This is a genomic window from Kribbibacterium absianum (assembly GCF_030067705.1).
In the GTDB taxonomy this organism is placed as follows: Bacteria; Actinomycetota; Coriobacteriia; order Coriobacteriales; family Atopobiaceae; genus Kribbibacterium; species Kribbibacterium absianum.
Map to the genome: position 1 here is coordinate 1 of NZ_JASJEX010000002.1, position 25,227 is coordinate 25,227.

27 protein-coding genes are annotated in these 25,227 nt (G+C 67.5%); 2 read left to right on the top strand and 25 right to left on the bottom strand.

Translation table 11 applies throughout. The annotated features are described in order from the left end of the window. Positions 1-286: 286 nt before the first annotated feature. The 18 genes from QJ043_RS02980 to QJ043_RS03065 all read right to left on the bottom strand — a co-directional run bounded on the left by QJ043_RS02980 (position 287) and on the right by QJ043_RS03065 (position 18,291). Entirely contained in the window at positions 287-1,687 is a 1,401-nt protein-coding gene (locus QJ043_RS02980; protein ID WP_283713784.1) for a phosphohexomutase domain-containing protein, read from the bottom strand. Between the two features lie 107 nt (positions 1,688-1,794). Next, complete coding sequence (locus QJ043_RS02985; RefSeq protein ID WP_283713785.1) at positions 1,795-2,694, bottom strand: UTP--glucose-1-phosphate uridylyltransferase; 900 nt, start codon at positions 2,692-2,694, stop codon at positions 1,795-1,797. A 162-nt stretch (positions 2,695-2,856) separates the two neighbouring features. After that, entirely contained in the window at positions 2,857-3,726 is an 870-nt protein-coding gene (locus QJ043_RS02990; protein ID WP_283713786.1) for a hypothetical protein, read from the bottom strand. Beyond that, positions 3,716-4,102 carry a metal-dependent transcriptional regulator gene (locus tag QJ043_RS02995; RefSeq protein WP_283713901.1) on the bottom strand — a complete coding sequence of 129 codons (387 nt, stop codon included), beginning with the start codon at positions 4,100-4,102 and terminating at the stop codon, positions 3,716-3,718. Before QJ043_RS02995 ends, QJ043_RS02990 begins: the two co-directional genes overlap by 11 nt. Before the next feature lie 57 nt (positions 4,103-4,159). Next, entirely contained in the window at positions 4,160-5,428 is a 1,269-nt protein-coding gene (gene murA / locus QJ043_RS03000; protein WP_283713787.1) for a UDP-N-acetylglucosamine 1-carboxyvinyltransferase, read from the bottom strand. A gap of 276 nt (positions 5,429-5,704) precedes the next feature. Beyond that, the gene (gene atpC / locus QJ043_RS03005; protein ID WP_283713788.1) at positions 5,705-6,136 is read right to left on the bottom strand and encodes an ATP synthase F1 subunit epsilon; all 432 of its coding nucleotides are present in this window, start codon (positions 6,134-6,136) and stop codon (positions 5,705-5,707) included. 6 nt (positions 6,137-6,142) lie between these two features. Continuing rightward, positions 6,143-7,645, bottom strand: coding sequence for a F0F1 ATP synthase subunit beta (gene atpD, locus QJ043_RS03010; protein WP_283713789.1), 1,503 nt, complete (start codon positions 7,643-7,645; stop codon positions 6,143-6,145). After that, positions 7,638-8,558, bottom strand: coding sequence for an ATP synthase F1 subunit gamma (atpG, locus tag QJ043_RS03015; protein ID WP_283713790.1), 921 nt, complete (start codon positions 8,556-8,558; stop codon positions 7,638-7,640). The genes atpD and atpG overlap by 8 nt, the downstream gene beginning before the upstream one ends. A gap of 3 nt (positions 8,559-8,561) precedes the next feature. Further along, positions 8,562-10,184: a F0F1 ATP synthase subunit alpha gene (atpA, locus tag QJ043_RS03020; RefSeq protein ID WP_430538508.1), complete on the bottom strand. Its 1,623-nt coding sequence runs from the start codon at positions 10,182-10,184 to the stop codon at positions 8,562-8,564. A 66-nt stretch (positions 10,185-10,250) separates the two neighbouring features. Next, positions 10,251-10,715, bottom strand: a complete 465-nt coding sequence (locus QJ043_RS03025; RefSeq protein ID WP_283713792.1) for a F0F1 ATP synthase subunit delta — start codon at positions 10,713-10,715, stop codon at positions 10,251-10,253. Next, on the bottom strand, positions 10,702-11,247 hold the full coding sequence (atpF, locus tag QJ043_RS03030) for a F0F1 ATP synthase subunit B (protein ID WP_283722727.1): 546 nt from the start codon (positions 11,245-11,247) through the stop codon (positions 10,702-10,704). The genes QJ043_RS03025 and atpF overlap by 14 nt, the downstream gene beginning before the upstream one ends. Before the next feature lie 187 nt (positions 11,248-11,434). Next, the gene (atpE, locus tag QJ043_RS03035) at positions 11,435-11,626 is read right to left on the bottom strand and encodes an ATP synthase F0 subunit C (RefSeq protein ID WP_283713794.1); all 192 of its coding nucleotides are present in this window, start codon (positions 11,624-11,626) and stop codon (positions 11,435-11,437) included. A 123-nt stretch (positions 11,627-11,749) separates the two neighbouring features. Continuing rightward, positions 11,750-12,550 (bottom strand): F0F1 ATP synthase subunit A, encoded by an 801-nt coding sequence (atpB, locus tag QJ043_RS03040; RefSeq protein ID WP_283713795.1) that lies wholly within the window; start codon positions 12,548-12,550, stop codon positions 11,750-11,752. Between the two features lie 473 nt (positions 12,551-13,023). After that, complete coding sequence (upp, locus tag QJ043_RS03045; RefSeq protein WP_430538503.1) at positions 13,024-13,674, bottom strand: uracil phosphoribosyltransferase; 651 nt, start codon at positions 13,672-13,674, stop codon at positions 13,024-13,026. A gap of 28 nt (positions 13,675-13,702) precedes the next feature. Beyond that, entirely contained in the window at positions 13,703-14,143 is a 441-nt protein-coding gene (gene rpiB, locus QJ043_RS03050) for a ribose 5-phosphate isomerase B (protein WP_283713797.1), read from the bottom strand. Positions 14,144-14,303: 160 nt separating this feature from the next. Continuing rightward, positions 14,304-15,593 (bottom strand): metal-dependent hydrolase family protein, encoded by a 1,290-nt coding sequence (locus tag QJ043_RS03055; protein WP_283713798.1) that lies wholly within the window; start codon positions 15,591-15,593, stop codon positions 14,304-14,306. 106 nt (positions 15,594-15,699) lie between these two features. Next, a complete protein-coding gene (locus QJ043_RS03060; protein ID WP_283713799.1) occupies positions 15,700-17,181 on the bottom strand; it encodes an APC family permease in 1,482 nt (493 codons plus the stop codon). A 225-nt stretch (positions 17,182-17,406) separates the two neighbouring features. After that, positions 17,407-18,291 (bottom strand): LysR family transcriptional regulator, encoded by an 885-nt coding sequence (locus QJ043_RS03065; RefSeq protein ID WP_283713800.1) that lies wholly within the window; start codon positions 18,289-18,291, stop codon positions 17,407-17,409. Positions 18,292-18,400: 109 nt separating this feature from the next. On the opposite strand from QJ043_RS03065, the gene QJ043_RS03070 reads away from it, so the two are divergent. Beyond that, on the top strand, positions 18,401-18,877 hold the full coding sequence (locus QJ043_RS03070; protein WP_283713801.1) for a hypothetical protein: 477 nt from the start codon (positions 18,401-18,403) through the stop codon (positions 18,875-18,877). Between the two features lie 149 nt (positions 18,878-19,026). Here the strand turns inward: QJ043_RS03070 and QJ043_RS03075 are convergent, their stop codons facing one another. The 7 genes from QJ043_RS03075 to prfA form a co-directional block, all read right to left on the bottom strand. After that, positions 19,027-19,656, bottom strand: a complete 630-nt coding sequence (locus tag QJ043_RS03075; RefSeq protein WP_283713802.1) for an L-threonylcarbamoyladenylate synthase — start codon at positions 19,654-19,656, stop codon at positions 19,027-19,029. Positions 19,657-19,658: 2 nt separating this feature from the next. Continuing rightward, positions 19,659-21,008, bottom strand: coding sequence for an ATP-binding protein (locus tag QJ043_RS03080; RefSeq protein WP_283722728.1), 1,350 nt, complete (start codon positions 21,006-21,008; stop codon positions 19,659-19,661). 95 nt (positions 21,009-21,103) lie between these two features. Next, positions 21,104-22,168 (bottom strand): N5-glutamine methyltransferase family protein, encoded by a 1,065-nt coding sequence (locus QJ043_RS03085; protein ID WP_283713804.1) that lies wholly within the window; start codon positions 22,166-22,168, stop codon positions 21,104-21,106. Between the two features lie 42 nt (positions 22,169-22,210). Further along, positions 22,211-22,366 (bottom strand): hypothetical protein, encoded by a 156-nt coding sequence (locus tag QJ043_RS03090; RefSeq protein ID WP_283713805.1) that lies wholly within the window; start codon positions 22,364-22,366, stop codon positions 22,211-22,213. 88 nt (positions 22,367-22,454) lie between these two features. Next, positions 22,455-22,775, bottom strand: coding sequence for a type II toxin-antitoxin system PemK/MazF family toxin (locus QJ043_RS03095; RefSeq protein ID WP_283713806.1), 321 nt, complete (start codon positions 22,773-22,775; stop codon positions 22,455-22,457). Further along, positions 22,762-23,013 (bottom strand): hypothetical protein, encoded by a 252-nt coding sequence (locus tag QJ043_RS03100; protein WP_283713807.1) that lies wholly within the window; start codon positions 23,011-23,013, stop codon positions 22,762-22,764. The genes QJ043_RS03095 and QJ043_RS03100 overlap by 14 nt, the downstream gene beginning before the upstream one ends. Before the next feature lie 44 nt (positions 23,014-23,057). Next, positions 23,058-24,125, bottom strand: a complete 1,068-nt coding sequence (prfA, locus tag QJ043_RS03105; protein WP_283713808.1) for a peptide chain release factor 1 — start codon at positions 24,123-24,125, stop codon at positions 23,058-23,060. Positions 24,126-24,294: 169 nt separating this feature from the next. Here prfA and QJ043_RS03110 point away from each other — a divergent pair, with 169 nt between their 5' ends. Beyond that, positions 24,295-25,146, top strand: a complete 852-nt coding sequence (locus tag QJ043_RS03110) for a SurA N-terminal domain-containing protein (protein WP_283713809.1) — start codon at positions 24,295-24,297, stop codon at positions 25,144-25,146. Positions 25,147-25,227: the final 81 nt, after the last annotated feature.

The window sequence follows — 25,227 nt, forward strand, 5'->3', positions numbered from 1 at the left end:
TCGTCCCCGGTTCCCCGGGGCGCCGGGTGCGCGGCGCGAGAAAGAACTATAGCCGGGCCCGCCGGGCCCGCGGCCGGGAAAGGCCGCGTTCACATTCTGTTCACAAATCGGCAGGGGCGGGCAATCTATGAGAAGGTCTCTTAAACACTATATCCGCAGGTCAGGTGCCGTCTCGACTGTTCACTGACAGGCAATATTCAGCCCACAAGTCTGTGGAGAGGAAGGCAAAAGGCCGGTCGCTCTCGATGCGACCGGCCTTTTCCAGCTCGGTAGTGCTGTCTCTTGCCTAGAGATCGACCAACACGGACTTCAAGAGCTCAGATGCCCCCGCCAAGAGCGCGTCCCGCTTGTCCTTCGTGGGGCCCTCGGCGTAGATGCGCACGAGTGGCTGCGTCTCGCTCGGGCGCACGAGCACCCACGAGTCGTCGGCGAACTGCGCGCGGATGCCGTCGGCGTGGCTCACGGCCACGGGATCCTCGGGAAAGAGCCCCTCGGCGTTGATCCCCGGCAACAGGTTGCGCAACACCTGAAAGCTGCCCGGATCCATGCGCACGTTTCGCTGACCGTACTCCATGACGCCGAGCTTCTCGTCGAGGCACGCGACGAGCTGCGACAGCGACTTTCCCTCCATGGCCATGAGTTCCAGGAGCAAGAGCACGGTCACGAAGGCGTTGCGCTCGGGGTCGATGGCGGGAATGCAGAGGCCGCCCAATCCGTCCCCGGAGGTGAGGACGTCCCCCTGGCGCGACTCCTCGAACGCCCAGGTGGGCCCGTTGGCCACCACGGTCAGGGGAAGGCCGAGGCGCTCCGCCTGACGGCGGATCAACGTCGAGGTCGAGCGGGGGACCACGATGCGGCCCGTGAGCCCACGGTTCGCAGCGAGGTGGTAGATAAGCAGCGCATGCAGCTTCGGAGTGGGCACGAGCACCCCCCGCTCGTCCACCGCCACCGCACGGTTGGACGGGCCGTCGATGCAGACGCCGAGGTCCACGTGCGTCTTGGCGACGGCCATCTCGCAGTCGTCCACCCAGGGCTCCGTCACCTCCGGGTGCAGCCCGCCGAAGTCCTCCCGAGCCTCTCCGTGAATCTCGATCGCGTCCACGCCCATCACGCGGAGCAACTGCGCGGCGTACCCGCGCGCCGTACCGTGCATCGGGTCGACGACACAGCGCAGCCCGGCGCCGCCGATGAGCTCTCGGTCCACGGCGTCGGCGGCGGCATGCATGAACGGGGTGATGAAGTCCTGGCGCGTGAAGGGCGCGGAAGGCTTGGTCGCCTCGTGAGGGACGAGGTCCTCGATCCTCTCGGCGACTTCCGGAGTGATGGCGGAGGAGTCGGCGTTGCGCACCCGCACGCCCAGATAGTCCGCGCTCCTATGGTCGCCGGTGAGCATGAGGGCGCCCACCGCCTTGTCGTCGCGGCGCGTCGCCAAGTTGAGGGCCGGCATGGGGCAGTAAATGTCCGAGACGCGAGCCTGGAGACCCCACCCGCCAAGCACGGAGCCCACAGCCTCGGCGAGCGACGCGCCGTCGCGCCGGGTGTCGTAGCCCACGTACACGTGGCCGCCCGGTCGCTCGTCGGCCCACATCGCCCCGACGGCGTCGGCGATTCTCAGCACGTTGGCCTCATTGAGGCCGTCGTCGTAGCGTGCGTACCACCCGTCATTGGTGAAACGTATATAGCGCACGGGACTCTCCCGAAGGGAACTCTCAAGGGTGTGACGCCACGTCGGCGCCCGCTCGCAGGGGCGCACGGACGGGGACACCGGGGCGGCTTGGTCCTTCCTTGAGCGTGTCACTGAACCGTGCAGGTGCCGCCCAGGGCCTCCTCGAAGCCGGCGCGCAGCTCCGGGTCCGCCAGGCACATGCGGGCGTTGGTGCCCGCCCAGGCGGCGGGCGTGCCGGTGTCGCAGCCCTCGCGGGGGTCGACGACGAGGGCGTACATGGGCTCCTCGGCCAGGAGGCGCTGGAGGGCGTCGGTGAGCTGGATCTCGCCGCCGGCGCCTGGGCGCTGGGTGCGGAGCAGCCCCATCACGCGCGGGGTGAGCAGGTAGCGGCCGACGATGAACAGGTTGGTGGGCGCCTCGTCGGGGTCCGGCTTCTCCACGAGGCCGGTGAGCCTGAGCACCGCGCCGGGCTCCTCCTCGCCGCGGGCGGCGCCGTCCGGGGAGGGCACCACGTCGCCGGCCACGATGCCGTAGCGGGAGACGTCCTCGTGGGGCACGGGCGCCACGGCGATCACCGAGCAGCCGCCGTGGGCGCGGGAGACCTCGGCCATGCGGACGCACATCTGGCGGTCGGGCACGAAGTAGTCGCCCAGGAGCACCAGGAAGGGCTCGTCGCCCACGGCGTCGGCGGCGCAGAGCACCGCGTGGCCGAGGCCGAGCGCCTCGTCCTGGTAGGCGAAGGAGACCGGCAGGTCCGCGGCGTCGCGCACCTCGGCGGCCTTGGCCTCCTTGCCGGTGGTGAGCAGGTGGGCCTCCAGGGACGGGTCCGGGGAGAAGTACTCCTCGATCTGGGGCTTCGCGTGGGAGTTCACGATGACCACGCCGTCCACGCAACCCGGCTCCAGGGCCTCCTCCACCACGTACTGGATCACCGGCTTGTCCACCACCGGCAGCAGCTCCTTGGGGCTGCACTTGGTGGCGGGGAGGAAGCGGGTGCCGAGGCCGGCGGCGGGGATGACTGCCTTCATGGTGACGGGCTCCTTACACGCGACAGGAACAGGCAGCCGACCATAGGACGGTTGCCGAACGGTTTCTCCCTCGATGCTAGCGATGGTGCCGAGAGGCCCAAAGGGGCTTCATTCAAACGACAGCTGTAGATGAGCTGATTGTAAGGTCCGGCGAGCCGCCCATCAGGACGCGTCGCAGGCGTCACGCAGCGCGAGGGAGTGAGCGGGTGTCACCGGGCCGGACAGCCCTGCGGCCGTGGCGCCGGCGTCGTACAGGCGCCGCAGCGCAACGGCGCACTGCTCGGGCGCGACGGCGGCGACGTCCCCACGAACCACCCAGCCGAGCCCGGCGTCGCGCACGCTCGGCGCGTCGCGCTCCGTGATGCCGAGGGCCTCGCTCAGGGGCGCCTCCACGCCGAGCGCGACCACGTCCCCCGAGACCCGCCAAGCGCCGGGATCCGGGGCGGCCTCCCAGCCGTCGGTATCCGGCAGCAACACCACCGGGAGGCCGGGAGTCAGGGCCGCCACTGCCCGGGCGGCGTCCTTTGGGGTCGCGACCCCGGCGAGCAACACGCCGTTGATGCCCAGGCATGCCGCCTCCGAGCTCAGCCGCCCGAGGCAGGCTGGGTCCTCGGTGCCAAGCCGCACGGCACCGAGCGAGAAAGGAGCGGCCGCGTGGGCGGCCAGCAAAGCACCCGTGACCAGAAGCCCCTCGGGGTCCACGCCCTCGTCGGAGACAAGGGCGTCCAGCGGCTCGAGCGTGTTGGCCACCACCACGTCCGCGCCCGATGCCACAGAGAGGGCATGGCACTGGGCCACCGTGTCCGGCTCGAACAGCGTCCACACGGCCGCCGGCGCATCGCCGGCAAGACCGGCCAGACGTTCTTCGAGCCCTGCAGAGAGCGTGAGGGGCGCCCCGTTGCCGCGAAGTCGCGCGACGAGCTCCGCCGTTGCCTGGACGCCGGCATCGGAATCGGCGTCCTCGCCATCAAGTTCCAGCCCTTCTATCAGGGCAGCCAGGCTCTCCTCGGGAGAAAGGGGGTCACTGGGCATCGGGCTCTCCGTGCTCGTGGGCCAGGTAGTCGCGCCACCGGGCCATGGTGTCGCGTGAGAGCGCGTGCTCCATGCGGCAGGCCTCGTCGTCCGCCGTCTCTGGGTCCACACCGAGATCCTCAATCAAAAAGTGCCGGAGCATCCGGTGGCAGTCCCACAGCAGCTGCGCGTACTCCTGGCCCTCGCGCGTGAGCGTGACGCGGCCGTAGCGGCTCTGCTCCACCAGGCCGCGGTCCTTGAGCGTGGTCAACGCCTTGTTGACGCTGGCCTTGGAGACACCGAGCAGCTCGGCCACGTCCACAGAGCGGACGGAGCCGGGCTCGGGATGCTGGAGCATGATGCGGTGAATGGCCTCGAGGTAGTCCTCGTTGGCCATGGACAGCGTGTGGGTGCCAACGGTCGCTTCCACAGGCGCCTCCTTGGGTGTGTGCGGCTACTCGTCGTCGACGGACACGCGCTCCACGCGCGCGCCGAGAGAGCACAGCTTGTCGACGAAGCCCTCGTAGCCCCGGTCGATGTGATGGATGCCGGACACTGTGGTGACACCGTCGGCCACAAGGCCGGCCATCACGAGCGCCGCGCCGCCGCGCAGGTCCGGGCTCATCACCGGCGCGCCCGAGAAGCCCTCGACGCCGTGCACGATGGCGTGGTGTCCCTCGATGACGATATCGGCGCCCATGCGGTTGAGCTCCGCCGCCAGCATGAAGCGGTTCTCGAACACGTTCTCCGTGATGATGGCGTCGCCGGCCGCGTTGGCGAGTAGCGTCATCGTCTGCGCCTGCATGTCCGTCGGAAAACCGGGGAACGGCAGCGTCTGGATGTCCGCCGGCTTGATGCGGCCCGGGCGGGAGACGCAGGCCCAGTCCTCGCCGCGCTCCACATCGAGGCCCATGGTCTCGAACTTCTTGAGCACGATGCCAAGGTGGTTGGGGTCGAACCCTGTCACCTTGACCGGCTCGCCCACGAGGCCGCCCATCGCAAGGAACGTCCCCGCCTCGATGCGGTCGCCCACGACCCTGTGCTCCACCGGGTGCAGCTCGCCGACGCCGGTGACCTCGACGGTCGGGGTGCCGGCGCCCGTGATCGAGGCGCCCATCTCGTTGAGCATGTTCGCGAGGTCCACGATTTCCGGCTCGCGCGCGGCATTGTCGATGACCGTGGTGCCCTCGGCGTGGACGGAGGCCATGAGCAGGTTCTCCGTGGCGCCGACGCTCGGGAACTCGAGCGTGACCGTCGCGCCCTTGAGGCCGTTCGGGACGCTCGCGTGGATGTTGCCGTGGTCCACCTCGAAATGCACGCCGAGGGCCTCAAGGCCGAGGATGTGCATGTCGATCTTGCGGGCCCCGATGTTGCAGCCGCCCGGCATGGCAACGACGGCCTTGCCGAAGCGCGCCAACAGGGGCCCGAGGACGGCGGTCGAGGCGCGCATCTTCGCCACCAGGTCGTAGGAGGTGACCCAGGAGTCCACGCCGGAGGTGTCGATCTCCAGCTCATGGGTGCCGAGCACCGTGACCCGGGCGCCGAGGTTCTCGATGACCTTGCCCATCGTGTGCACGTCGGAGATGTTGGGCACGTTGGTGAGACGGGTGACACCCGGGGCCATAAGGGTCGCGGCCATGAGTTTGAGGGCCGAGTTCTTGGCGCCCTCCACACGCACCTCGCCGGTGATGGGATAGCCGCCTTCGATACGGATGACGTCCAATGCACGCTCCAGGAGAAAGCCCGACACGGGCGATTGATTCACAGGTGCCACTGATTCTAGGCCAGCGAGCACGGGCTGCAACGCGCCCGCCCGCGTCCGAGAAAAACCACGGCAACGCTGAATTCGGCGGAGGCTCAGAGCGGACGGCACCACCGGGTCGCCCGGCTCGGATGCCGGCACGATGGCCAACGACAAGGCGCCCGACGTCCCCGGGGCCGCGCTCTCTGCGGGTCGGGAATCGCCGGGCGCCTTGCTCGCACCGTCGATTGGGCAGCGTTACTGCTTGCCCCACTTGTCGTTCTCGGCCAGCAAGAGGTCACACCACGCGATCTTGCTGTCGAAGTACGCACGGCGCGAGTCGCCCTTGGGCAGCTTATCGAGCTCCACCTGGGCCTCCGCCTTCGTGCGCTCCACGTCGTCCGGGTAGATGTCGTTGATGTCGCGGGCGTGGTCGGCCAGCACGATCACGTTGTCCCCGGTGATCTCGGCGTACCCGCCGCTGACCACGATGCGCTGCTGGGTCGCACCTTCCTCGTCCGGGTCATGGTTGATGCGCACCACGCCGTCACCGAGCGCGCACACCTCCCGGGCATGCCCGGGCAGGACGCCCAGCTCGCCGGAATGGGCGATCAGCACGAGCGAGTTGGCCTCGCCCTCGTGCATCAGCCGATCCGGGCGCACGATCTGGTAGCTGATCTTCCCTGCCACGGCGGCCTACACCCCGCCCTCTTTTTGGAGCTTCTCGTAGCGCTTCTTGACGTCGTCGATGTCGCCGGCGAAGCGGAAGCACTGCTCGGGGATCTCGTCCACCTCGCCGTCGACGATGGCCGCGAACGAGCGCACGGTGTCCTCGACCTTGATGTAGACGCCCGGGTTGCCGGTGAACTGCTCCGCCACGTGGAACGACTGGGACAGGAACTGCTGGATCTTGCGGGCGCGCTGGACCGTCTTGCGCTGGTCGTCGGACAGCTCGTCCATGCCGAGGATCGCGATGATGTCCTGCAGGTCGCTGTAGGCCTGGAGCGCCTCCTGCACGGCCATCGCCACGCGGTAGTGCTCCTCGCCCACCACGGTGGCGTCGAGGGCGTCCGAAGAGGACGCGAGCGGGTCGATGGCCGGGTAGATGCCGAGGTCCGAGATGCTACGGGACAGAACGGTCGTGGAGTCCAGGTGCGTGAACGTCGTGGCCGGCGCCGGGTCGGTCAGGTCGTCGGCCGGCACGTAGACCGCCTGCACGGAGGTGATGGAGCCCTCCTTGGTGGAGGCGATGCGCTCCTGGAGGTCGCCCATCTCGGTGGCCAGGGTGGGCTGGTAGCCCACGGCGGACGGCATGCGGCCGAGCAGCGCCGACACCTCGGAGCCCGCCTGCGAGAAGCGGAAGATGTTGTCGATGAAGAGCAGCACGTCCTGACCCTGGTCGCGGAAGTACTCGGCCTCGGTCAGGCCGGCGAGCGCGACGCGGAGGCGCGCTCCGGGCGGCTCGTTCATCTGGCCATAGACCAGGCAGGTGCGGTCGATGACGCCGGACTCGGTCATCTCGATGAAGAGGTCGGTGCCCTCGCGGGTGCGCTCGCCCACGCCGGTGAAGACGGACGTGCCGCCGTGCTCCAGGGCGAGGTTGTTGATGAGCTCCTGGATCAGCACCGTCTTGCCGACGCCGGCGCCGCCAAAGAGGCCGGTCTTGCCGCCGCGGATGTAGGGCTCGAGCAGGTCGATGGCCTTGATGCCGGTCTCGAAGATGTCCACAGAGGTGGACAGGTCGTCGAAGCGCGGCGCGGCGTGGTGGATCGGGTAGTACTTGACGTCCTTGGGCATCGGCTTGCCGTCCACCGGCTGGCCGAGCACGTTCCACACGCGCCCGAGAGTGTCCATGCCCACGGGCATCTGCATCGGCTTGCCGGTGTCCACGACGCGCAGGCCGCGCTGCAGGCCGTCGGTGGAGCTCATGGCCACCGTGCGGACGACGCCGCCGGGCAGCTGGCTCTCCACCTCGAGCACGTTCTCCAGCTCGCCGATGGGCGTGTCGGCGTCCACGTGCAGGGCCGTGTAGATGGCCGGCATGTGACCCTCGAACTTGACGTCGACCACAGGGCCGACGATGCGGACGATCACGCCCTCGTCGAGGTCCGGCTGCTTGGTGATGGAGGCCTCGCGGAAGACCTTGTCCAAATCGATGGACGAGAGGTCCACGTTGGGCAGCTTCGTGCTGTCAGCCATTCTTCTCCTCCAATGCGGAAGCTCCGCCGACGATCTCGTTGATCTCCGTGGTGATCGAGCTCTGACGGATGCGGTTGTACTCGCGGCTCAAGGTGGAGATGATCTCGCTCGCGTTCTCGGTGGCCGCTTGCATCGCGCGACGACGGGCTCCATGCTCGGCGGCGGCCGAGTCGATGAGCGCGTGATAGATAACGGTGCGGATGTAGGCCGGGATCAGGTACCCGAGCACCTGGTCCGGAGCCGGGTCGAACTCGAAGTCCGTCCCCTCCGCCGCCTCGACGTGGCGCAGCGCCTGTGCCGAGCGCGGGTCGTTGGGCAGGTTGAGCGTGTCGCGCGTGACCGGGAGCAACTCCTCGGTGGTCAGCACCTGCTCGACGCGGCTCTTGGCGTGCTGGTACCAGATCTCGATGTGATCGAGGCGCCCCGACACGAAGCCGTCCATCACGTAGGACGCGATCTGGTTGGCCTCGACGAGCGTGGGGTCGGCGCTGATGCCCTGGAACGAGAGCACCGGCTTGCGGCCGCGGGTGCGGAAGTACTCCGTGGGCTTCTTGCCGCAGGTGATGATCTCGCACTCGATGCCGCGAGCCTCGTAGCCGCGCAGGCGCCGCTCGACGCCGCGCTCGATCTGCACGTTGAAGCCGCCCGCCAGGCCGCGGTCGCTCGCGACGGCGATGACCAGAGCCCGCTTGACGCCGTCGTGCTTGGCGAGCAGCGGCTGGTCCTCCGATCCGCCGGCGGAGGACACGTTGGCGAGCATGCGCGTCATGGCCTCCTTGTAGGGAGCGCCGTCCGCCGCACGCTGCAGCGCCCGCATGATCTTGGTGGTCGAGACCATCTCCATCGTGTGGGTGATCTGCTTGGTGCTCGAAACGGACTTGATGCGCCGCTTGATGTCCCGCAGGTTCGCCATGGCTTACGCGACCCCGTCCCCGGGGGTGCCGGCGGAGTCGATGACGCTCTCCTCCACAGCGGCACTCTCGATGGCGTCCTCGGCCAGCTCCTCGTTGTCCGCATGCTTGCGCGCGGACTTCAGGCTGGCCACGAACTGCTTCTTGAAGGCGCCAATGGCCCCCTTGAGCTCCTCGGCGGTCTCGTCGGAGATACGACCCTCGGTCAGCTTCGCGCGCAGGGCGCCGCGGCTCGCCTGCAGGTAGTCCACCAGGCCGTCGCGGAACGCGATGACCGCGTCCACCGGCAGGTCGTCAAGGTACCCGTTGTTGCCGGCAAAGATGACCGCCACCTGGTCCGCGACGTCCAGGGCCGAGAAGCGCTTCTGGCGGAGGATCTCGGTCATGCGCGCGCCGCGGTTGAGCTGGTACTGGGTGGACTTGTCGAGGTCCGAGCCGAACTGCGCGAAGCTCTGCAGCTCGGCGTAGCTCGCCAGGTCCAGGCGCAGGTTGCCGGCCACCTGCTTCATGGCCTTGATCTGCGCGTCGCCGCCCACGCGGGACACCGAGATGCCCACGTCAACGGCCGGGCGCTGGCCCTGGAAGAACAGGTTGGACTGCAGGTAGATCTGCCCGTCGGTGATCGAGATCACGTTCGTGGGGATGTAGGCGGAGACGTCGCCCTCCTGCGTCTCGATGATCGGGAGCGCCGTGAGGGAGCCCGAGCCATGGGCCGGGTCCAGCTTGCAGGCGCGCTCCAGGAGCCGCGAGTGCAGGTAGAAGATGTCGCCGGGGTAGGCCTCGCGTCCGGGCGGACGGTGCAGCGTCAGCGACATCTGGCGATAGGCCACGGCCTGCTTGGAGAGGTCGTCGTAGACCACGAGCACGGCGCGGCCGGGGTTGTTCTCGTTGGCGGGCTTGCCGTCGGCGCCGTTGTACATGAAGTACTCGCCGATGGCGGCGCCGCTCATGGGCGCGATGTACTGGAGCGGCGCGGAGTCGGACGCGGTCGCGGCCACGATGATGGTCTTGTCGAGCACGCCGTGCTTCTCGAGCGTCTGGCGGATCGTGGCGACCGTCGAGGCCTTCTGGCCGATGGCGACGTAGATGCAGATCATGTCGCTGTCGGCCTGGTTGATGATCGTGTCGATGGCGATCGCGGTCTTGCCCGTCTTGCGGTCGCCGATGATCAGCTCGCGCTGGCCGCGGCCGACCGGAATCATCGCGTCGATGGCCATGAGGCCGGTCTGCACCGGCTCGCACACCGGGGTGCGGGCCATGATGCCGGGCGCCTTGAACTCGACCGGGCGCCGGGCGACGGTGTCCATCGGGCCCTTGCCGTCGATGGCCTCGCCCAGCGGGTTCACCACGCGGCCGAGCATGCCCGGCCCCACCGGGATGTCCATGACGCGGCCGGTGGTGCGGCACTCGTCGCCCTCGCGAATGGCGGCCACGTTGCCGAAGAGCACCGCGCCCACCTCGTCCTGCTCCAGGTTCTGAGCCAGGCCGTACACGTGCTCGCCCGTCAGCGAGCTCGTGAAGTCGAGCAGCTCGCCGGCCATCGCGCTGCGGAGACCGCTCACGCGGGCCACGCCGTCGCCCACCTCGATGACCCGGGAAACGTCCTGGGTGTCGATGGCGGTGTGCATGGCGTCAAGCTTGCCGCGCAGAACACTCGCAATGGTGTCGGCGTTGATGGCAGAGTTCGCCACTGCTCACTCGCCTCCCTTTTCCTTGAGCACCCGTCGAGCGTTCTCGAGCTGGGTGCGTACCGACGCGTCGCGGCGCTCGCCGCGCGCGTTGAAGATGATCCCACCGATGATGGACGGGTCCACATGCTCCACCACGTACACCGGCTTGTCGTACTCGAGCTGCAGAAACTCGGTGACCTCGTCGCGCAGCTCGTCGTCCAGCGGGATCGCGGTGGTCACGTCCACGGCGATCACGTCGGTCTCCGCGTGGAAGAGGTCCGAGTAGCGTTCCGCGATCTCTGGCAGGAGGCTCTCGTCGCCCTCCTCGAGCATCACCTTGAGCGTGTCCGAGACCTCGCCGAGCACGAAGGCGAGGCCCTGCAGGGCGCGCAGGTCGCTCTTCTCGCGGCCCTCGGCCTTTGCGGCCTCGAGCAGCGTCCGGGCGTAGGTCTCGACCTTCTGGTCCTGGATGCGGCTATTGGTTGCCATTGGCGTCTCCCGCCTTGGGGTCGCCGGCGTTGCCGGCCTCGGCGAGCGCGCGCTCGATGAGGCGCCTTTGCGTTTCCACGTCGAGGTTCTCGCCGATGATCTTACCGGCGAGGGCGACGGCGAGGTCCGCGGCCTGGTCCGTGAGCTCGGCCATCGCAGCGTGGCTCTCGGCGGCGATGTTCTCGCGGTTCTTGGCCGCGATGCGCTTGGCCTCGCCGTTGGCCTGCTCGATGATCTGGGCCTTCGACGCCTCGGCCTGCTTCTTGGCGTCGGCGATGATGTCGTCGGCCTGGGCCTGCGCGTCGTCGATGGTGGCCTCGGCCCGCTTCAGGGCCTTGGCGGCGTCCACCTTGGCCTGCTCGGCCGCGTCCATGTTGTCCTGGATCGTCTTCTGGCGCGTGTCGAGGGTCTTGAGCACGCTCGGCCAGATGAACTTGGCCAAGATGACCCAGATCACGATGAACGCGACGAGCGCCGGGACGAACTCCGCCGGCTTAGGGATCAAGACATCGAACGCCGAGACCTCTGCCATGGCGGGGGCCGGGGTCATCGCGAGTGCGAACGCCCCTGCTCCGACCAAGGCGAGAGCGCCGGCGCGCCCCCGAGAGCGTGTGTTCATGGCACGAACCTCCAACGTGCGGATGAATAGAACGTGAGCCGGCGACCGACGCCTCCACGGACGTGCCAGCTCTTAGGTGCCGTGCTCCGGCCGATGGTGCCTAGCCGAGCAGGGCGACGACGAAGCCGATGAGCGCCAGGGCCTCGACGAACGCGGACGCCAGAATGAAGACCGTGAACAGACGACCCTGGACCTCCGGCTGACGAGCCATGGACGTCGTCGCGCCGTACGCCGCGATGCCAATGCCGAGACCTGCGCCGATGACGCCGATGCCGTAACCGATGACTCCCACGATTCCTCCTTCGTCGCGGCCGTTCCCTTGCTCGGCCGCTTGCTTGCTTATGGGATCCTGCTATGCACAAGGGCCTGATGCGCCCCGGTGTCCCTTAGTCCCGCACGCGGGTATACCCGCTTCTTACTCGTCCTCCTCGGCCAGCTGGATATAGACGGCCGAGAGCAGGGAGAAGACGTAGGCCTGAATCACGGCCACAAGCATCTCCACCGCGTAGATGGCAATCAGAACGAGCAGCCAGAGCAGCGATATGCCGGCGCCCGTGAAGGCCTCCAGCGTGACGCCCTGGGCGAAGCGCGAGATGAAGAGCGATGCGAGGATCGCGAACGTGCCCATGACCACGTGCCCGGCGAACATGTTGCAGAACAGACGCACGGAGAGCGTGACCAGGCGCAGGAACGTGGAGAAGAGCTCGATGAGCCAGACGACCCAGTCGATGGGGAACGGCACCCCCTTGGGCTTAAGGCTCTTGATGTAGCCCCAGCCGCCCTCCTTCTTCACGCCCACGTAAATGAAGTAGATGAACGAGATCAGCGCGAGGGCGACGGTGACGCCCATGGTGCCGGTGCCCGGGTGCATGCCGGGGATCACGCCCATGAGATTGTTGATGAGGATGAAGAAGAACACCGTGGCGATGAACGGGAAGTGCTGGCGCCAGGTCTTGGGCAGCATGTCCTCCACGAGGTCCTTGCGGCAGAACTCGATGACGTACTCGACGCCGTTGACGAAGCGGCCCTGCGGCACGAGGCTCGCGGCCTGCTTCTTCTTGAAGACGAACAGCACGACGGCCATGATCGCCACGGCGATGAACATGAAGAACGTGTACTGCGTGATGCCGAAGTTCGTGTCACCCACGACCGGGGTGGCGATGAAGCTCTCGACGAGCTCGTTCACTTCCTCAGGAAGCGCATCAAACTCTGGCACGTCCCCTCCTTTAACGATGCCCCCGGGCGATCCACCGCCATGCGACGATCGTCTCAGCTACCCAAGCCCCGAGGAAGGTCGCCACGCACGCGGCGGCAAAGCCCCCAAAGCCAGAGCCCATGTATAAGTACCCCACCCCGAGCGCGAGAGAGACCAGGCAGAACGAGCTGAGCGTGAGGCCCAGCCCCAGTGCCACGGTCGGTCGGCGACCCTTGCGGGCGGCTCGGGCGCTCAGCAGGCCGGGCAAAGCCCCGACCGCTCCCACGACCGCTCCAAGCAGCACCGCCTGCGTCACCGACTCCCCTTGCGTCCCTGGGCGACATCGAGTCAATCGAGGGCACATAGTACGCCCTCTGCGACCCGACCATTCCGGTATAACTCGCCTCTGACCTGCGCCTTATGCAGAATCGGTGAAAGCGGCTGCTACCGGAGCTGTGCCTTTGTGTCGACGCGCACAGCTCCCACATCAGTTGCTACTTGGTGCCGAAAATACGGTCTCCGGCGTCTCCGAGCCCCGGCAGGATGTAGGCGCGGTCGTTCAGCTCGCGGTCCATCTGGCAGGCGTAGACGCGGACCTCCGGGTCGTGCTCGAGCACTGCGGAGACGCCCTCCGGGCACGCCACGAGGACGAGCAGACGGATGTCGGCCACGCCCGCCTTGCGCAGGTAGTCGATCGCCGCGATGGCCGAGCCGCCGGTGGCGAGCATCGGGTCCACGATGAGGCAGGTGCGGCTCTCGACGTCGGGCGGGAGCTTGGCGAAGTACTCGTGCGGCTCGTGGGTCACGGGGTCGCGGTACATGCCCAGGTGCCCGACGCGCGCGGACGGGACGAGCTCCAGAAGGCCGTCCACCATGCCGAGACCGGCGCGGAGGATCGGCACGATGGCCACCTTCTTGCCCGCCACGCGATGGGCGGTGCAGGTCTCGAGCGGGGTCTCCACCTCCACCGGCTCCAGCGGGAAATCGCGGGTGGCCTCGTAGCCCTCGAAGAGCGCGAGCTCGCGCACCAGCTCGCGGAACTGCTTGGTGGTGGTGTCCTTGGAGCGCAGGATCGAGATCTTGTGCTGGACCAGCGGGTGGTCCAGCACGGTCAGGCGGCTGTCGTCCCAGTACTGCTCGGTCACGGGTACCCCTTTCTCTTGAGCGCCGTTGTCAGCGCTCATCCTCTGCCATCATCTTGGCGACGCGCTGCTCGTGGCGCCCGCCACCGAACTCCGTCTCCAGGAAGACCTTCACCACTTCCTTGTTGGTCTCCTCCGAGACGAAGCGCCCCGAGAGGCAGATCACGTTGGCGTTGTTGTGCTCGCGGCAGAGCGCGGCGAAGCCTGGGGTCTGGATCGCGGTGGCGCGAACGCCCGGCACCTTGTCGGCCGTCATGGCCATACCGAGGCCGGTGCCGCAGATGAGAACGCCGCGGTCGTAGGTGCCGTCGGCGACGCCCACGGCCACCTTGTCGGCGTAGTCCGGGTAGTCGACGCGGGCGTCGGTCTCCGGGCCGAGGTCCGCGACCTCGTGCCCGAGCGACGCGATGTAGGCCACGATGCAAGCCTTTTGACAGAAACCGGCATGGTCCGATGCCACCGCTACGCGCATGGTGCCTCCTGACAGGCGAGATAAGTCTCGTCCAGTCTAGACGTTTGTGAATCGATGAACGCACCGGCCCGCAGGAGCGGATTCGAGCCAGACACAAGGGGCGGGGACGCGCCCGCGCGTCGGGGACGCGCCCCCGCCTGGCAGAAGGACGGGCGGCAGGTCACGCGCTCCAGCGGTTGCGCTCGCCAAAGGAACCGGGCACCACCTCGGCGCCGCCCTTCATGATCACGTCCATGGCCTCGGGCTTGAGGTCGTGGACGTTCGTGGCCGGGTCGCCGTCGATCACGAGGAGGTCGGCCTGCTTGCCCGCCTCCAGCGAGCCGGTCTCGTCCTCGATGTGGGCCATCCTGGCGCCGTTGAGCGTCGCGCAGGTGATGGTGTCGAGCGGCGAGATGCCCACCTTGTCGACGAAGTCGTACATCTCGTCGATGGTGACGTAGCCGTAGGGCGTCACGAACGAGAAGGAGTCGGAGCCGATGGTGAAGGTGACGCCGCGCTTCCAGGCCTCGCGCAGGCAGGCGTAGTTGCGCTGCAGCTCCTTCTCCACGAGCGTATCGCCCTCGTACTGGTCGTGGATCTCGGGCACGTACACGGGCGGGTAGGTGGCGTACCAGGTGGGCAGGAAGCCGATGGTGGGCGTGAAGAAGGTGCCGTTCTCGGCCATGAGGTCCATGGTGCGCTCGTCGATATCGAAGCCGTGGATGAGCTGCTCGCAGCCGAAGCGCACCGAGTCATAGGCCGCAGAGTGGGAGTTGTAGGAGTGGCTCCACACCGGGATGCCCACCATGGCCGCCTCGTCGCACACGGCCTTGATCTCCTCGGAGCTGTAGTGCTGGTCGCGGCCGGAGTCCCAGCGCCAGATGCCGCCGCCGGTGGCCCAGATCTTGATGGCGTCGGGGTTCTCGCGCAGCCGGCGTCGCACGGCCTTGCGAAGGTCCCAGGGGCCGTCCACCTGGTCGCCCCAGGGGTGGCTGTCCTTGTTCTGCTGCTGCGTGCACAAGTGCGAGTCGCCGTGGCCGGCGGTGCGGCAGAAGCCCAGACCGGTGGCCAGGATCCTGGGGCCGGGGAACACCCCGTTGTTCACGCAGTCGCGCACCTGGATGCCAAAGCGCCCGATCTCGCACACGGTGGTGAGGCCGTGGGTCAGGCAGTCGTAGGCCTGCTTGACCGCCACGGCCTGCTTCTCGAGCAGCGGCTGCATGACCCAGTCGGTGTCGTCGTCGGTGAGGTTGCCGGAGAAGTGCAGGTGGGTGTCGATGAGACCGGGCATGATGGTCTTGCCCGCGATGGAGCGCACCTCGTAGCCCTCGGGCACCTGCTGGCCGTCCGACGGGCCGGCGTAGGCGATCTTGTCACCGTCGACGAGGACGAGGGAGTTCTCGATGGGAGCCGTGCCGTCGCCCACGATGAGCTTGCCGCCCAAAAAAGCCGTCTTCTTGGTCTCTGCCATGTTCTTGTCCTTTCTCTCTGCGTTCTCTGGGGAACGTTCTTGCAATGCCCGCGCCCCAAAGGCGCGTGAAGCCGAAAAGCGAAGCGGGCGGTGGACACCCGACGGGTCAGCCGGCGCTGGGCTCCCCTTGGGAGGCGCCGCGGGCCCCCTTGCGCCCAAAGAGCACCATCAGCACCGCGCCCACGGCCACCCAGGCGAGGGTGATGGCCCACTCCACGCCGTTGAGGGCGGCCGGGCTGGCCGGAACGACCATCAACGCGACGATCGCGGCACCGGCCACGACGGCCGCGCAGATGCCGGCCTTGCCCCCGGCGACGGTGTAGGGACGCGGAAGGTCGGGCTCGGTGGAGCGAAGGCGCAGGCAGGCCACGCCGGCCATGGTGCAGGCGAAGATGAAGCCCAGCGACGCCACGTTGGTGAGCGGCACCAGCATGTTCTTGCCGAGGAAGGGACCCACGAGGGTGAGCACGGCCAGCACCATGTTGGCCTTGCGCGGCGCGCCGGAGCGCGGGTCAATCTGGGCAAAGGATTCGGGCAGCATGCGCTTGCGGCCCATGGCCAGCATCAGGCGCGCCGAGGCGCCGTAGAAGGCGTTCATGGGGCCGAGAGGGCCGAGCGTGGCGATCACGAGCATCGCGATGTAGAAGAAGATGTTGATGCGCTCGAGCACGGCCAGGGCCGGCACGGAGGACTGCACGAACTCGTGCCAGGGCACGATGGTGCCAAAGGCATAGATGCACACCAGGTAGAAGGCACCGGACGCGAGCAGCGCGATGGCGGGCACCAGCCCGAACTTCTTCCAGTTGATGCCCTCGGAGGCCTCCTCGGCCTGCTGGGGGATGGTGTCAAAGCCGGCATAGAAGAAGGGCGTCATGACCAGCACCGCCACGACGCCGCCCACGAAGCTGGTGGCCTCGGTGGTCATGCCGTTCGCGGTGTCGCTCACCTGCGAGAAGAAGGGCATGGCGTTGTCGGGGGAGCCGGTGAACAGGGAGACGAGCATCGCGAGCACCATGCCGGCGAGCAACGCCTTGGTGAGGAAGCTGGAGAGCTTGGCGGCGGCTCCAGCGCCCCGGAAGTTGAGATAGATCACAAGCGTCGCAAAGCCCAGGGCGATGACCGTGGGCCAAAGGTAGACGTCCGCCCCGAGGATCGTGTAGAGCTTGACCGAGCGCAACCACGCCAGGGCGGGGAACTCGGCAAAACGGTCGGTGAGCAGCGTCGAGATGGCGATGGCCTCCCAGGGGCACAGGGGCGCGTTGCCCAACAGGAGCATCCACCCGGTGAGGAACCCGAGCTTGCGCCCACAGGTGCGGTCCACGTACTCGATGATGCCGCCCGAAATGGGGATTGCAGCGGTGAGCTCGCCAAAGACCATGCCGATGGGAACGAGGAGCACGGCGCCGATGGCAAAGGCGACCATGGCCGGAATCGGACCACCGCCGAGGACCATCCAGTCACCCACAAGGAGGACCCAGCCGGTGCCGATGATGGCCCCGAAGCCAATGGTGAAGAAGTTGAAGAGCGACAGGGACTTCTGCATGCCCCCTTCCTGTCGCGCCGGTTCCGCGGACGGGTTCCGTGCCATGAACGACCTCCTTGAGCTGCTGGTATATGACAGTTGCACCAGGAGGGAGGGGCATTTGGCGACCCTTGTCCTGACGCACGGAAGGAGTGTCAGACGCCACGGGCCCCGACGGCGCGAGCGCGACGGACGCCCCGGCTCGAGCGGCCGGAATCCCGCCATTAGCGGCATCAATGCCACAGTTAGCTATGCGGATTTGGAACAGCCTCGTGCCATCTCGGCACGAGGCTAAGCTCTGCGCCAATCGATGCCGGCGTCCTTCTCGGCCATAAGGTGGCCGAGAAGGACGCGGCCGATGGCCGTGAGCGCCCCCGCAGGCCGATGGGCCAAGTACAAGGAGCGCCTGGCGGCGCCCTGGAGCGGACGCACCGAGAGGTCGAAGGTGTTGCCGCCCAGCACCATCATCGGCACGAGCGAGACCCCGAGGCCCTGCTCGACCATGGCCAAGAGGCCGCACATGTCGGATGCCGTGAAGCGCATGCGCACGTTGGCCAGACGGTCGAGGAGCAGCGGCGCCGTCTCGTCGTCGGCGATGAACGCCTCCGAGACAAGCGCGTCCACTGGGATCTCGGAACAGGCCTCGAGCGGATGGCCGTGTGGCATCACCACGACGAGACGGTCGGTCCAAAAGGGGTGGGCCACCACCTCCGGAACCTCAGGCGGCTCGGGCGTGAAGGCGAAGTCGACGCTCCCCTGCCGCAGCAGCTGCGCCGCGCCCGCATAGGTGCCGACGGTGACGGACATGCCAACGCCCGGATGGTCTCGAAGGAACCGGGACACCGGCCCCGGCAGCGCAAAGCTCACGACGCTCGACGGCGCCGCAATGGCGACGGTGCCCTCCTCGCGGTCCGCCATCGAGCTCACCTGGCGTTCCAGGCGGTCGAAGCCCGCACAGATGGACTCCGCCGTGCGCAGGAGCTCGTGGGATTCCGGAGTGGGAACGATGCCGCCCGGCCTCCTCTCGACCAGTCGCACGTCCCAGTCCCGCTCAAGGTCGCGCACCATACGGCTCACTGCCGACGGCGTGTGCCCCAGCTCTTCGGCCGCTCGCGAGAAACTGCCCAGACGCACAGAGGTCAGCAGGGCGCGGTACTTATTGACGTTGGTGTCCATGGGAGCCTCGCGCTTCTCGGAGTGGCTGGTTGGCACGTTACCGCACATCCGCTCCACGCACGGAGGGTAGGAGGTGTCTCGATGCGAGCGTCGAGCGAGAGGAACCCCCATGGAGAAGCTGCCTCCTGTTGAGAAGGTCTACGAAGCGTGGACGGCCATCGAGGACGGCCGTGCCCAGCTGGAGGACGACGGCAGCCGGTGCGTGGTGACGTCGAGCGACGGCGCCAAACGGTACACGGTGATCCGCGAGGAGACGCCGGACGGCGTGGTGTACAAGAGCAACGACAGCGCCACCTACTGGCAGGGCTACGCCGGCTACCCGGTGATCTGCATGCTGATGCTTGAGAAGAGGGTGCCGCTGGACCTGCGCGTGGCCGGCTGGTTCGCCGGCGTCAACTGGAACCAGGTGAACGCCGAGCACAAGGGCGACTACGCAGCGGCCGTGACGGCCGTGGAGCAGGAGCGCGACCTCAAGAAGGAGCGCGTCGACCACGCGGCCAAGAACGCGCAGAAGGTGCTCGAGGCGCTCTCGGGGCTGGACGTGCGGGTTGCTCGGAACGGCGCCAAGCCGGAGAAGCTGGGGTAGGAGCCGAGTCCAGATTGCACTTCGGAGCCGGACTCGCATTGCAACTCTGAAGGGCGCGTGGCATTGGAACCGCCATCTCGACGTTGAGATGGCGGTCTTTTCGGCTTCTGAGTTCAGAACTGCTTTCTGAGCCAGAGTTGCAATGTGAGTCAGCGCGCTTCGGCGATCTGCTCCAACGTGACGCTCCCCTGTCGCAGGATGCGGGGCGCGGGGCCTGTGGCGTCGACGATGGTGGACGCGAGGCCCACCGGACACGCCCCGCCGTCGATGACGAGGTCCGCCTGCTCGACAATGACCGGCTCCAGCTCCGAGAAGGACGCCGGACTGGGCGCGCCGTGCGTGTTCGCGCTGGTCAGGGCGATGGCGCCGACGCGACGGCAGAGCCCGCGGACCACCTCGGAATCCGGGACGCGGAGGGCAACGGTGCCGTCGGCCTGCGCGTAACCGTCCGGAACGGCGTCGCCGGCCTTGACCACAAACGTGAGCGCCCCCGGCCAGAAGGCCCGAGCCGCAGTGACGGCCCACTCGGGGACGTCGGCGCCATAGCGGGCAAGGTCCTCGACGTCCGCGCAGACGAGCGGCAGGGTCTGGGAGCGCTCGCGCTGCTTGATGGCAAAGACCCGCTCGTGGCCCGGGTTGCCCGGGATGGCCGCCGCCCCGATGCCGTACACGGAGTCCGTGGGCATGACCACCACACCGCCGTCGGCGAGAACCGCAGCCCCGCGGTCGAGCACCCCCTGCGCCGGTGCCTGTTGATCGGTTGCCAGGACGACACCCATTGCTACCCCTCCTCCCCCAGAAAGCAGGCCATGTACAACGGCCAGCTGTCGAGTCGATAGAACGCCCGGCCTCGCCCGGGCACCTCCACCTCGACCATCCGAGAGGACGGAGGGTTCAGGTCGAAGCGCCACGCGTGCTCAAGCCCCCGTTCCTGCATGAACAGGTGAAGCGACCGCATCTTGCCGGCCGCCCCGCTCTTCACCTCAATCGGCAACACCGCACCATGCCGCTGGGTTACGAAGTCAATCTCCGCCGTGGCCGAGCCTCCGCGCGACCAGTAAAAGAGCCGCTTGTCACGGGGCGTTGCCGCCGCAAGCAAAGACTGCCCGACCATCTGCTCGCCCAAGGCGCCCTTGTTGGACCAGACGCACCGCTCCAGCTGGGTCGCGTCAATGGGCTCGAGCCTCAAGATCTTCATAGCCAGCCCGTGGTCGAGAAACAGCACCTTGAAGTCGCGCTCGTCCACCTCGTCGTCCAATGGCAGCCCCTTGGCGTGCGTGGCGTTGACTTTCTGGCCCAGACGGGCGTCCACCAGCATCTCGACCGCCCGTTTAGCCGTTTTATAGGAGATGGCCTCGTCCACGTGGGAGTAGACGAACTTCTCGCCCATCTGTCGGACGATGCCGCGCAGTGTCGCTCGCAGCGCCTCGGCCGGGACTCGGTCTCGGTACTTGTTGAAGTCGTCCTGGAACGTGACCAACAAGGTCTGCTGCACGTCTTGCACCTCGAACAGGCTGAGCGTCTCGGCCCAGGTCTCCACGGCCTCGGGCATCCCTCCCACCACCGTGTACGCGCGGAACAGCTCGAGCGCCTTCTCGTGAAGCGCTGCGGGGACCTCGGCCGTCTCCACGGAAGCCTGCAGGAAGTCCGCCAAAGGCTTCTCGCCCGCTGCCCAGAGGAACTCCTCGAAGGTCATGGGGCAGAGATAAAAGTAAGAGACCCGCCCCACGGGCATGCTGTGCTTGAATTCCTTGAGCGCGAACTCCAGCAGGGACCCTGCAGCGACCACGGGCAGGTCGGGACGCTCCTCGTAAAAGTAGCGGAGGCGCGCCAGCACCTCGGGAGCGGCCTGCACCTCGTCGAGGAACAGGAGCGCACCGGTCCAGTCGATTTCCCGACCCAGCGCCGCGCTCAAACGGGGAAGCACCTCGGCTGGCCCTCCCGGCGAGAAAAGGGTGCCGAGCTCCGGGTCGCGCTCGAAGTTGACCTCCACCAGGTCGAGGCCGTGACGCGCGGCAAGATCGCGCACGAGCCATGTCTTCCCTGTCTGGCGAGCGCCTCGAATCACCAGCGGCTTACGGCGCGGCGACTCGAGCCAGCTGTCCAAGTCCTTCTCAACGCGTCGGCGCATAGCACCTCCTGACACTGATTTACCTGTAATAATAGCCCGGAATAGATAAACATACAGGTAAATTCAGCACAGTTGCGGCTGTTTTGCGGGCAAACCTAGCCCTCCCGCACGGCCAGCAGCATGCGCGGCCGGTGCGTCAGGTCTTCCTTGACCTCCACGCTCGCCCACCCCGGCTGCGAGCGCACAAGCTCGGCGGCCTGCTCCAGATGGCCCTCGTACAGCTCGCAGGCAAAAAGGCCGCCGGGGCGAAGCGCGACGGGCGCCAGCTCCACCAGCCGACGGAACACGTCCAGCCCGTCCTCGCCGCCGCAGAGCGCGAGCTTTGGCTCAAAGCCCGCCACCTCCCGGGGCAGCTCCCCCATGACGGCCGTCGGGATGTAGGGCGGGTTGCTCACGAGCACGTCGAAGGTGCCGAGCAGGTCGCCCGGAACGCCGGCCGCCAGGTCGCACTGGATCACTTCCACGGCCTCGGCAAGCCCTTGCGAGTCGCGGTTGCGCGTGGCCAGCGCCACGGCCGCCGGGGACAGGTCCGTGGCCCACACGCGCGTGCCGGGGCGCTCGCTTGCGATAGAGAGCGCGATGCAGCCGGTGCCGGTACCCACCTCCAGCACGCGAAGGCCGTTGTCGGAGAGGTCCCCGCGGTCGGCGACCAGGCTCTCGGCGAGGCCCGGCTCCTCGGCGGCGGGCTGCTCGGACTCCTCCTCAAGGGGCACGTAGCGCTCGGCGCCGTCCTCCTCCGCCTGCGGCTCGGGATCCTTCGGTTCCTCGGTGGTCGAGGGGTCGGGCTCCTCGGTGCGGGACACCGCTCGCTCGGGCAGCGCGTCCAGGTAGCCCAACACCTCCTCCACCAGCAGCTCGGTTTCTGGGCGCGGGATGAGCACCTCGCGCTCGCACCGGATTACCAGGTGCCGAAAGGCCATCTCGCCGGTCACATACTGCAGGGGCTCGCCTGCGGCGCGGCGCTCGATAGCGGCGTGCATTTGGTCCAGCTCGGCCTTCTCCAGCGGCTCGTCGTAGGCCAGGTACAACTCGACGCGGGACTTGCCGGTGACGGCGGACAGCATCCACTCGGCCGACAGGCGCGGGTGCTCGTCTCCGTTGCGCGCCAGATAGCCGCGCGTCCATTCGAGCACGCGCTTGACGGTCCAAGGTTCAGCCAAGGAGGTTCCCTTCTTCGAGGTCAGGCCTGGACCATCATAGCCTCAGAGCCCCACGCGGGCCTGGAGCACGCAGAGGTCCTCATGGTGCTCGGCGTCGTAATGGGTCGCGTCCAACAGACAGAAGTCGTAGGCGTCGCCCACCGGCCGCATGCCATGGGCGTCCAGCGCGGCCAGCGAGCACACCTGCACCTGGGACATGGCACACCCCTTTCCTGACGTCTGGTGCCAGTGTAGGGGGTGTTGCGGCTATAGGGTCGACCGGGTTCGGCGAGGGCACGAGCCCCTGTCATGCAAGCCCGAACAGCTCTGCCAGAGCCTGGCGAACGTGACCCGTCGCCGCCTCGTCAAGATGGCCGATTCTGCGCTGCAGTTGGGATCGCGACAACGTCATCGGCTTGTCGACCATCACGTAACTGCGAGCCCTCAGGCCGTTCTCCGGAGTCGGTTCCAGCAAAACCCGCGCCGGCATACCCGAAGAGTCATGCGAGGTTATCAGGCAGACCACCGTGGACTCGTAGGGAAGATCCTGCTCCTGCACTACGACCACGGGACGAGGCTTGGACGCATAGCCGGAGGCACAGGCGACCCAGACTTCACCAGGCTTCATCGAGCATCCTGTCCGCCTGGCGGTACACGAACTCGTCGGCCTCCTCCTCGCTGTCGAAAGGAGCCCAGTCGGCGGTCGGCGCGTCATTTATGCGCACGGCGAACGGAAAGCCTTGACGCCTGTTGAAGGCCAGCACAAAAACACGCAGGGCCTCTTCCGTGGTGAGCCCGAGGCTCTCCGTCAGCTCTCGGAAACGCCGAGCATCCCTGTCCTCTGTGTGGGTGGCCAGTTCAGCCATGACGACCTCCTCGGTTGACACCCAGCGTACCGCGAAACCGGCCGTCACACCGCCTGCGCGAGCTTCTCCGCGCGGTCCGCTGCCGCCAGCGCCTCGATCACAGAGCCCAGCGTGTCGCCGAGCAGCACGCCGTTGTACGTGCCGTTGAAGCCGATGCGGTGGTCCGTCACGCGGTCCTGCGGCTGGTTGTAGGTGCGGATCTTCTCGGAACGGTTGCCGTGCCCGATCTGGCTCTGGCGCTCGGCCCCCAGCTCTGCCTGCTGGCGCTCCAGCTCGGCCTCGTACAGGCGGGCGCGGAGCATCTGCATGCAGACCTCACGGTTCTGGATCTGGGAGCGCTGGTCCTGGGACTGCACCACGGTGTTGGTGGGCAGGTGCGTGATGCGCACGGCGGAGTACGTGGTGTTCACGCACTGGCCGCCCGGGCCGCTTGCGCAGTAGGTGTCGATGCGCAGGTCCTGGGGGTCGATCTGGATGTCGATCTCGTCGGCCTCGGGCAGCACCGCGACCGTGGCCGTGGAGGTCTGGATGCGCCCCTGGCTCTCGGTCTTGGGCACGCGCTGCACGCGGTGCACGCCGGACTCGAACTTGAGCAGCGAGTACACCTTGTCGCCCGTGACCTTGAACTCGATGGTCTTGAAGCCGCCGGCCTCCGACGGGCTCGAGCTCAGCACCTCGATCTTCCAGCCATGGGCCTCGGCGAAGCGCTGGTACATCTTGAAGAGGTCGCCCGCGAAGATGGCCGCCTCGTCGCCGCCGGCCGCGCCACGGATCTCGACGATGGTGTCCTTCTCGTCGTTCGGGTCGCCGGGAATTAGCATGACCTTGATCTCGTCCTCCAGGGCCGGCAGCGCCTCCTCGTTCTCGGCGATGTCGGCCTGCAAGAGCTCCTTGGCCTCGGGGTCGCTCTCCTCGCGGAGCAGCTCCTTGGCGGCGTCGATGTCGTCCAGCGCGGACAGGTAGGCCTCGGCCTTCGCGGCCAGCTCGGCCTGGGCAGCGTGCTCCTTGGCCAGCCGCGCGTACTCCTTGGGGTCGCTGTAGACGGCCGGGTCGTTGAGCTTGGCCGTCAGCTCCGCATAGGCAGCCAACAGGGCCTCGAGCTTGTCCCGCATGATGGCTCCTCACCTTGCAAATTTCACAGAAGCTTTCCGATACTACCACGCGAGCACTGGGCTTTTGTGGCCCTCATATGCGAGGCGCGAGCAACCGAGAACCTCGTCGGCAACGCCGTGCGCTAGGGAACAATTAACCTGTTACCGACACCATGTATCGGGAGGACCCATGGCAATCGAGATCAACAAGCCCGAGCCGCTCAAGATCGGCACCCACTACCACTACACGCTCTCCAGCTACGAGCCGGTGAGCATCACCATCACCGTGCCCACGGTGACCGACGCGGACGTGGAGTTCGCGCTCGAGAGCATCGCCCATGAGCACGGAACCACCGGGGACAAGGTGGACGACGCCTGGGTGCAGGAGAACCTCGGCGCCCCGAGCCTCGACGCCCTCAAGAAGTCCCTGCACAGCCAGCTGGAGCACATGAACTCCCAGTACGCCGAGGAGTCCAAGGCCCCCTTGGCCGCCCGCGAGCTGGCGCTGCGCCTGAACCAGTCGGTCCCGGTGGACGAGATCGCCAAGTACCGCAACCAGCTGCAGCAGTCCATGGCGTTCGAGGCCGCGCAACAGGGCATCGACCTCTCCCACTACCTGGCGCAGCTGGGCGTGAACCAGGCCTCGATGGACGCGATGCTCGACGACCGCGCCGCCCAAACCGCCGGCGAGCAGGCCGCGCTCTCCGCCTACGCGGAGGAGAAGAAGCTCAAGGTGGTGGAGGACGAGCTGCCGCGCCTGCTGCAGCTGACCAAGGAGGACGCCGAGAAGGTCGTGGAGCAGGCCCGCGGGCTGGGGCAGCTGGACGACCTCATGAGCGACGCCCGCAACGTCAAGGCCGCCAACGTGGCCGCGAGCGAGGCCACCTGCACCTATGCGCACGAGACGCCCGAGGAGGCAAAGGTGCGCTCCGAGCAGTACCACGCGATGCTCGAGATGATGCGCCAACAGGCCCAGGCCGATGAGTCCGACGAGGGCGACAAGCCGTCGCCGGAGGACAAGGGCTTCAAGCTGGTGGACTAGGCACGTCGCCAGAACCGTTGCGGGGGCAGGGCCGCTTGGCAGCCCTGCCCCCGCTTTGTCTCGCACGAAACGGCGCCACGC

Coding starts and splice junctions, on each gene's coding strand:
- QJ043_RS03070 (WP_283713801.1), top strand. CDS start 18,401: ATGGAGAAGCTGCCTCCTGTTGAGAAGGTCTACGAAGCGTGGACGGCC.
- QJ043_RS03095 (WP_283713806.1), bottom strand. CDS start 22,775: ATGAAGCCTGGTGAAGTCTGGGTCGCCTGTGCCTCCGGCTATGCGTCC.
- QJ043_RS03055 (WP_283713798.1), bottom strand. CDS start 15,593: ATGGCAGAGACCAAGAAGACGGCTTTTTTGGGCGGCAAGCTCATCGTG.
- QJ043_RS02995 (WP_283713901.1), bottom strand. CDS start 4,102: ATGGCCAACGAGGACTACCTCGAGGCCATTCACCGCATCATGCTCCAG.
- atpG (WP_283713790.1), bottom strand. CDS start 8,558: ATGGCGAACCTGCGGGACATCAAGCGGCGCATCAAGTCCGTTTCGAGC.
- QJ043_RS03075 (WP_283713802.1), bottom strand. CDS start 19,656: ATGGGTGTCGTCCTGGCAACCGATCAACAGGCACCGGCGCAGGGGGTG.
- atpA (WP_430538508.1), bottom strand. CDS start 10,184: ATGCACACCGCCATCGACACCCAGGACGTTTCCCGGGTCATCGAGGTG.
- QJ043_RS03025 (WP_283713792.1), bottom strand. CDS start 10,715: ATGGCAACCAATAGCCGCATCCAGGACCAGAAGGTCGAGACCTACGCC.
- QJ043_RS03065 (WP_283713800.1), bottom strand. CDS start 18,291: ATGGACACCAACGTCAATAAGTACCGCGCCCTGCTGACCTCTGTGCGT.
- QJ043_RS03060 (WP_283713799.1), bottom strand. CDS start 17,181: ATGGCACGGAACCCGTCCGCGGAACCGGCGCGACAGGAAGGGGGCATG.
- QJ043_RS02985 (WP_283713785.1), bottom strand. CDS start 2,694: ATGAAGGCAGTCATCCCCGCCGCCGGCCTCGGCACCCGCTTCCTCCCC.
- QJ043_RS03110 (WP_283713809.1), top strand. CDS start 24,295: ATGGCAATCGAGATCAACAAGCCCGAGCCGCTCAAGATCGGCACCCAC.
- QJ043_RS03080 (WP_283722728.1), bottom strand. CDS start 21,008: ATGCGCCGACGCGTTGAGAAGGACTTGGACAGCTGGCTCGAGTCGCCG.
- atpD (WP_283713789.1), bottom strand. CDS start 7,645: ATGGCTGACAGCACGAAGCTGCCCAACGTGGACCTCTCGTCCATCGAT.
- QJ043_RS03090 (WP_283713805.1), bottom strand. CDS start 22,366: ATGTCCCAGGTGCAGGTGTGCTCGCTGGCCGCGCTGGACGCCCATGGC.
- rpiB (WP_283713797.1), bottom strand. CDS start 14,143: ATGCGCGTAGCGGTGGCATCGGACCATGCCGGTTTCTGTCAAAAGGCT.
- QJ043_RS03100 (WP_283713807.1), bottom strand. CDS start 23,013: ATGGCTGAACTGGCCACCCACACAGAGGACAGGGATGCTCGGCGTTTC.
- QJ043_RS02990 (WP_283713786.1), bottom strand. CDS start 3,726: ATGCCCAGTGACCCCCTTTCTCCCGAGGAGAGCCTGGCTGCCCTGATA.
- atpF (WP_283722727.1), bottom strand. CDS start 11,247: ATGGCAGAGGTCTCGGCGTTCGATGTCTTGATCCCTAAGCCGGCGGAG.
- prfA (WP_283713808.1), bottom strand. CDS start 24,125: ATGCGGGACAAGCTCGAGGCCCTGTTGGCTGCCTATGCGGAGCTGACG.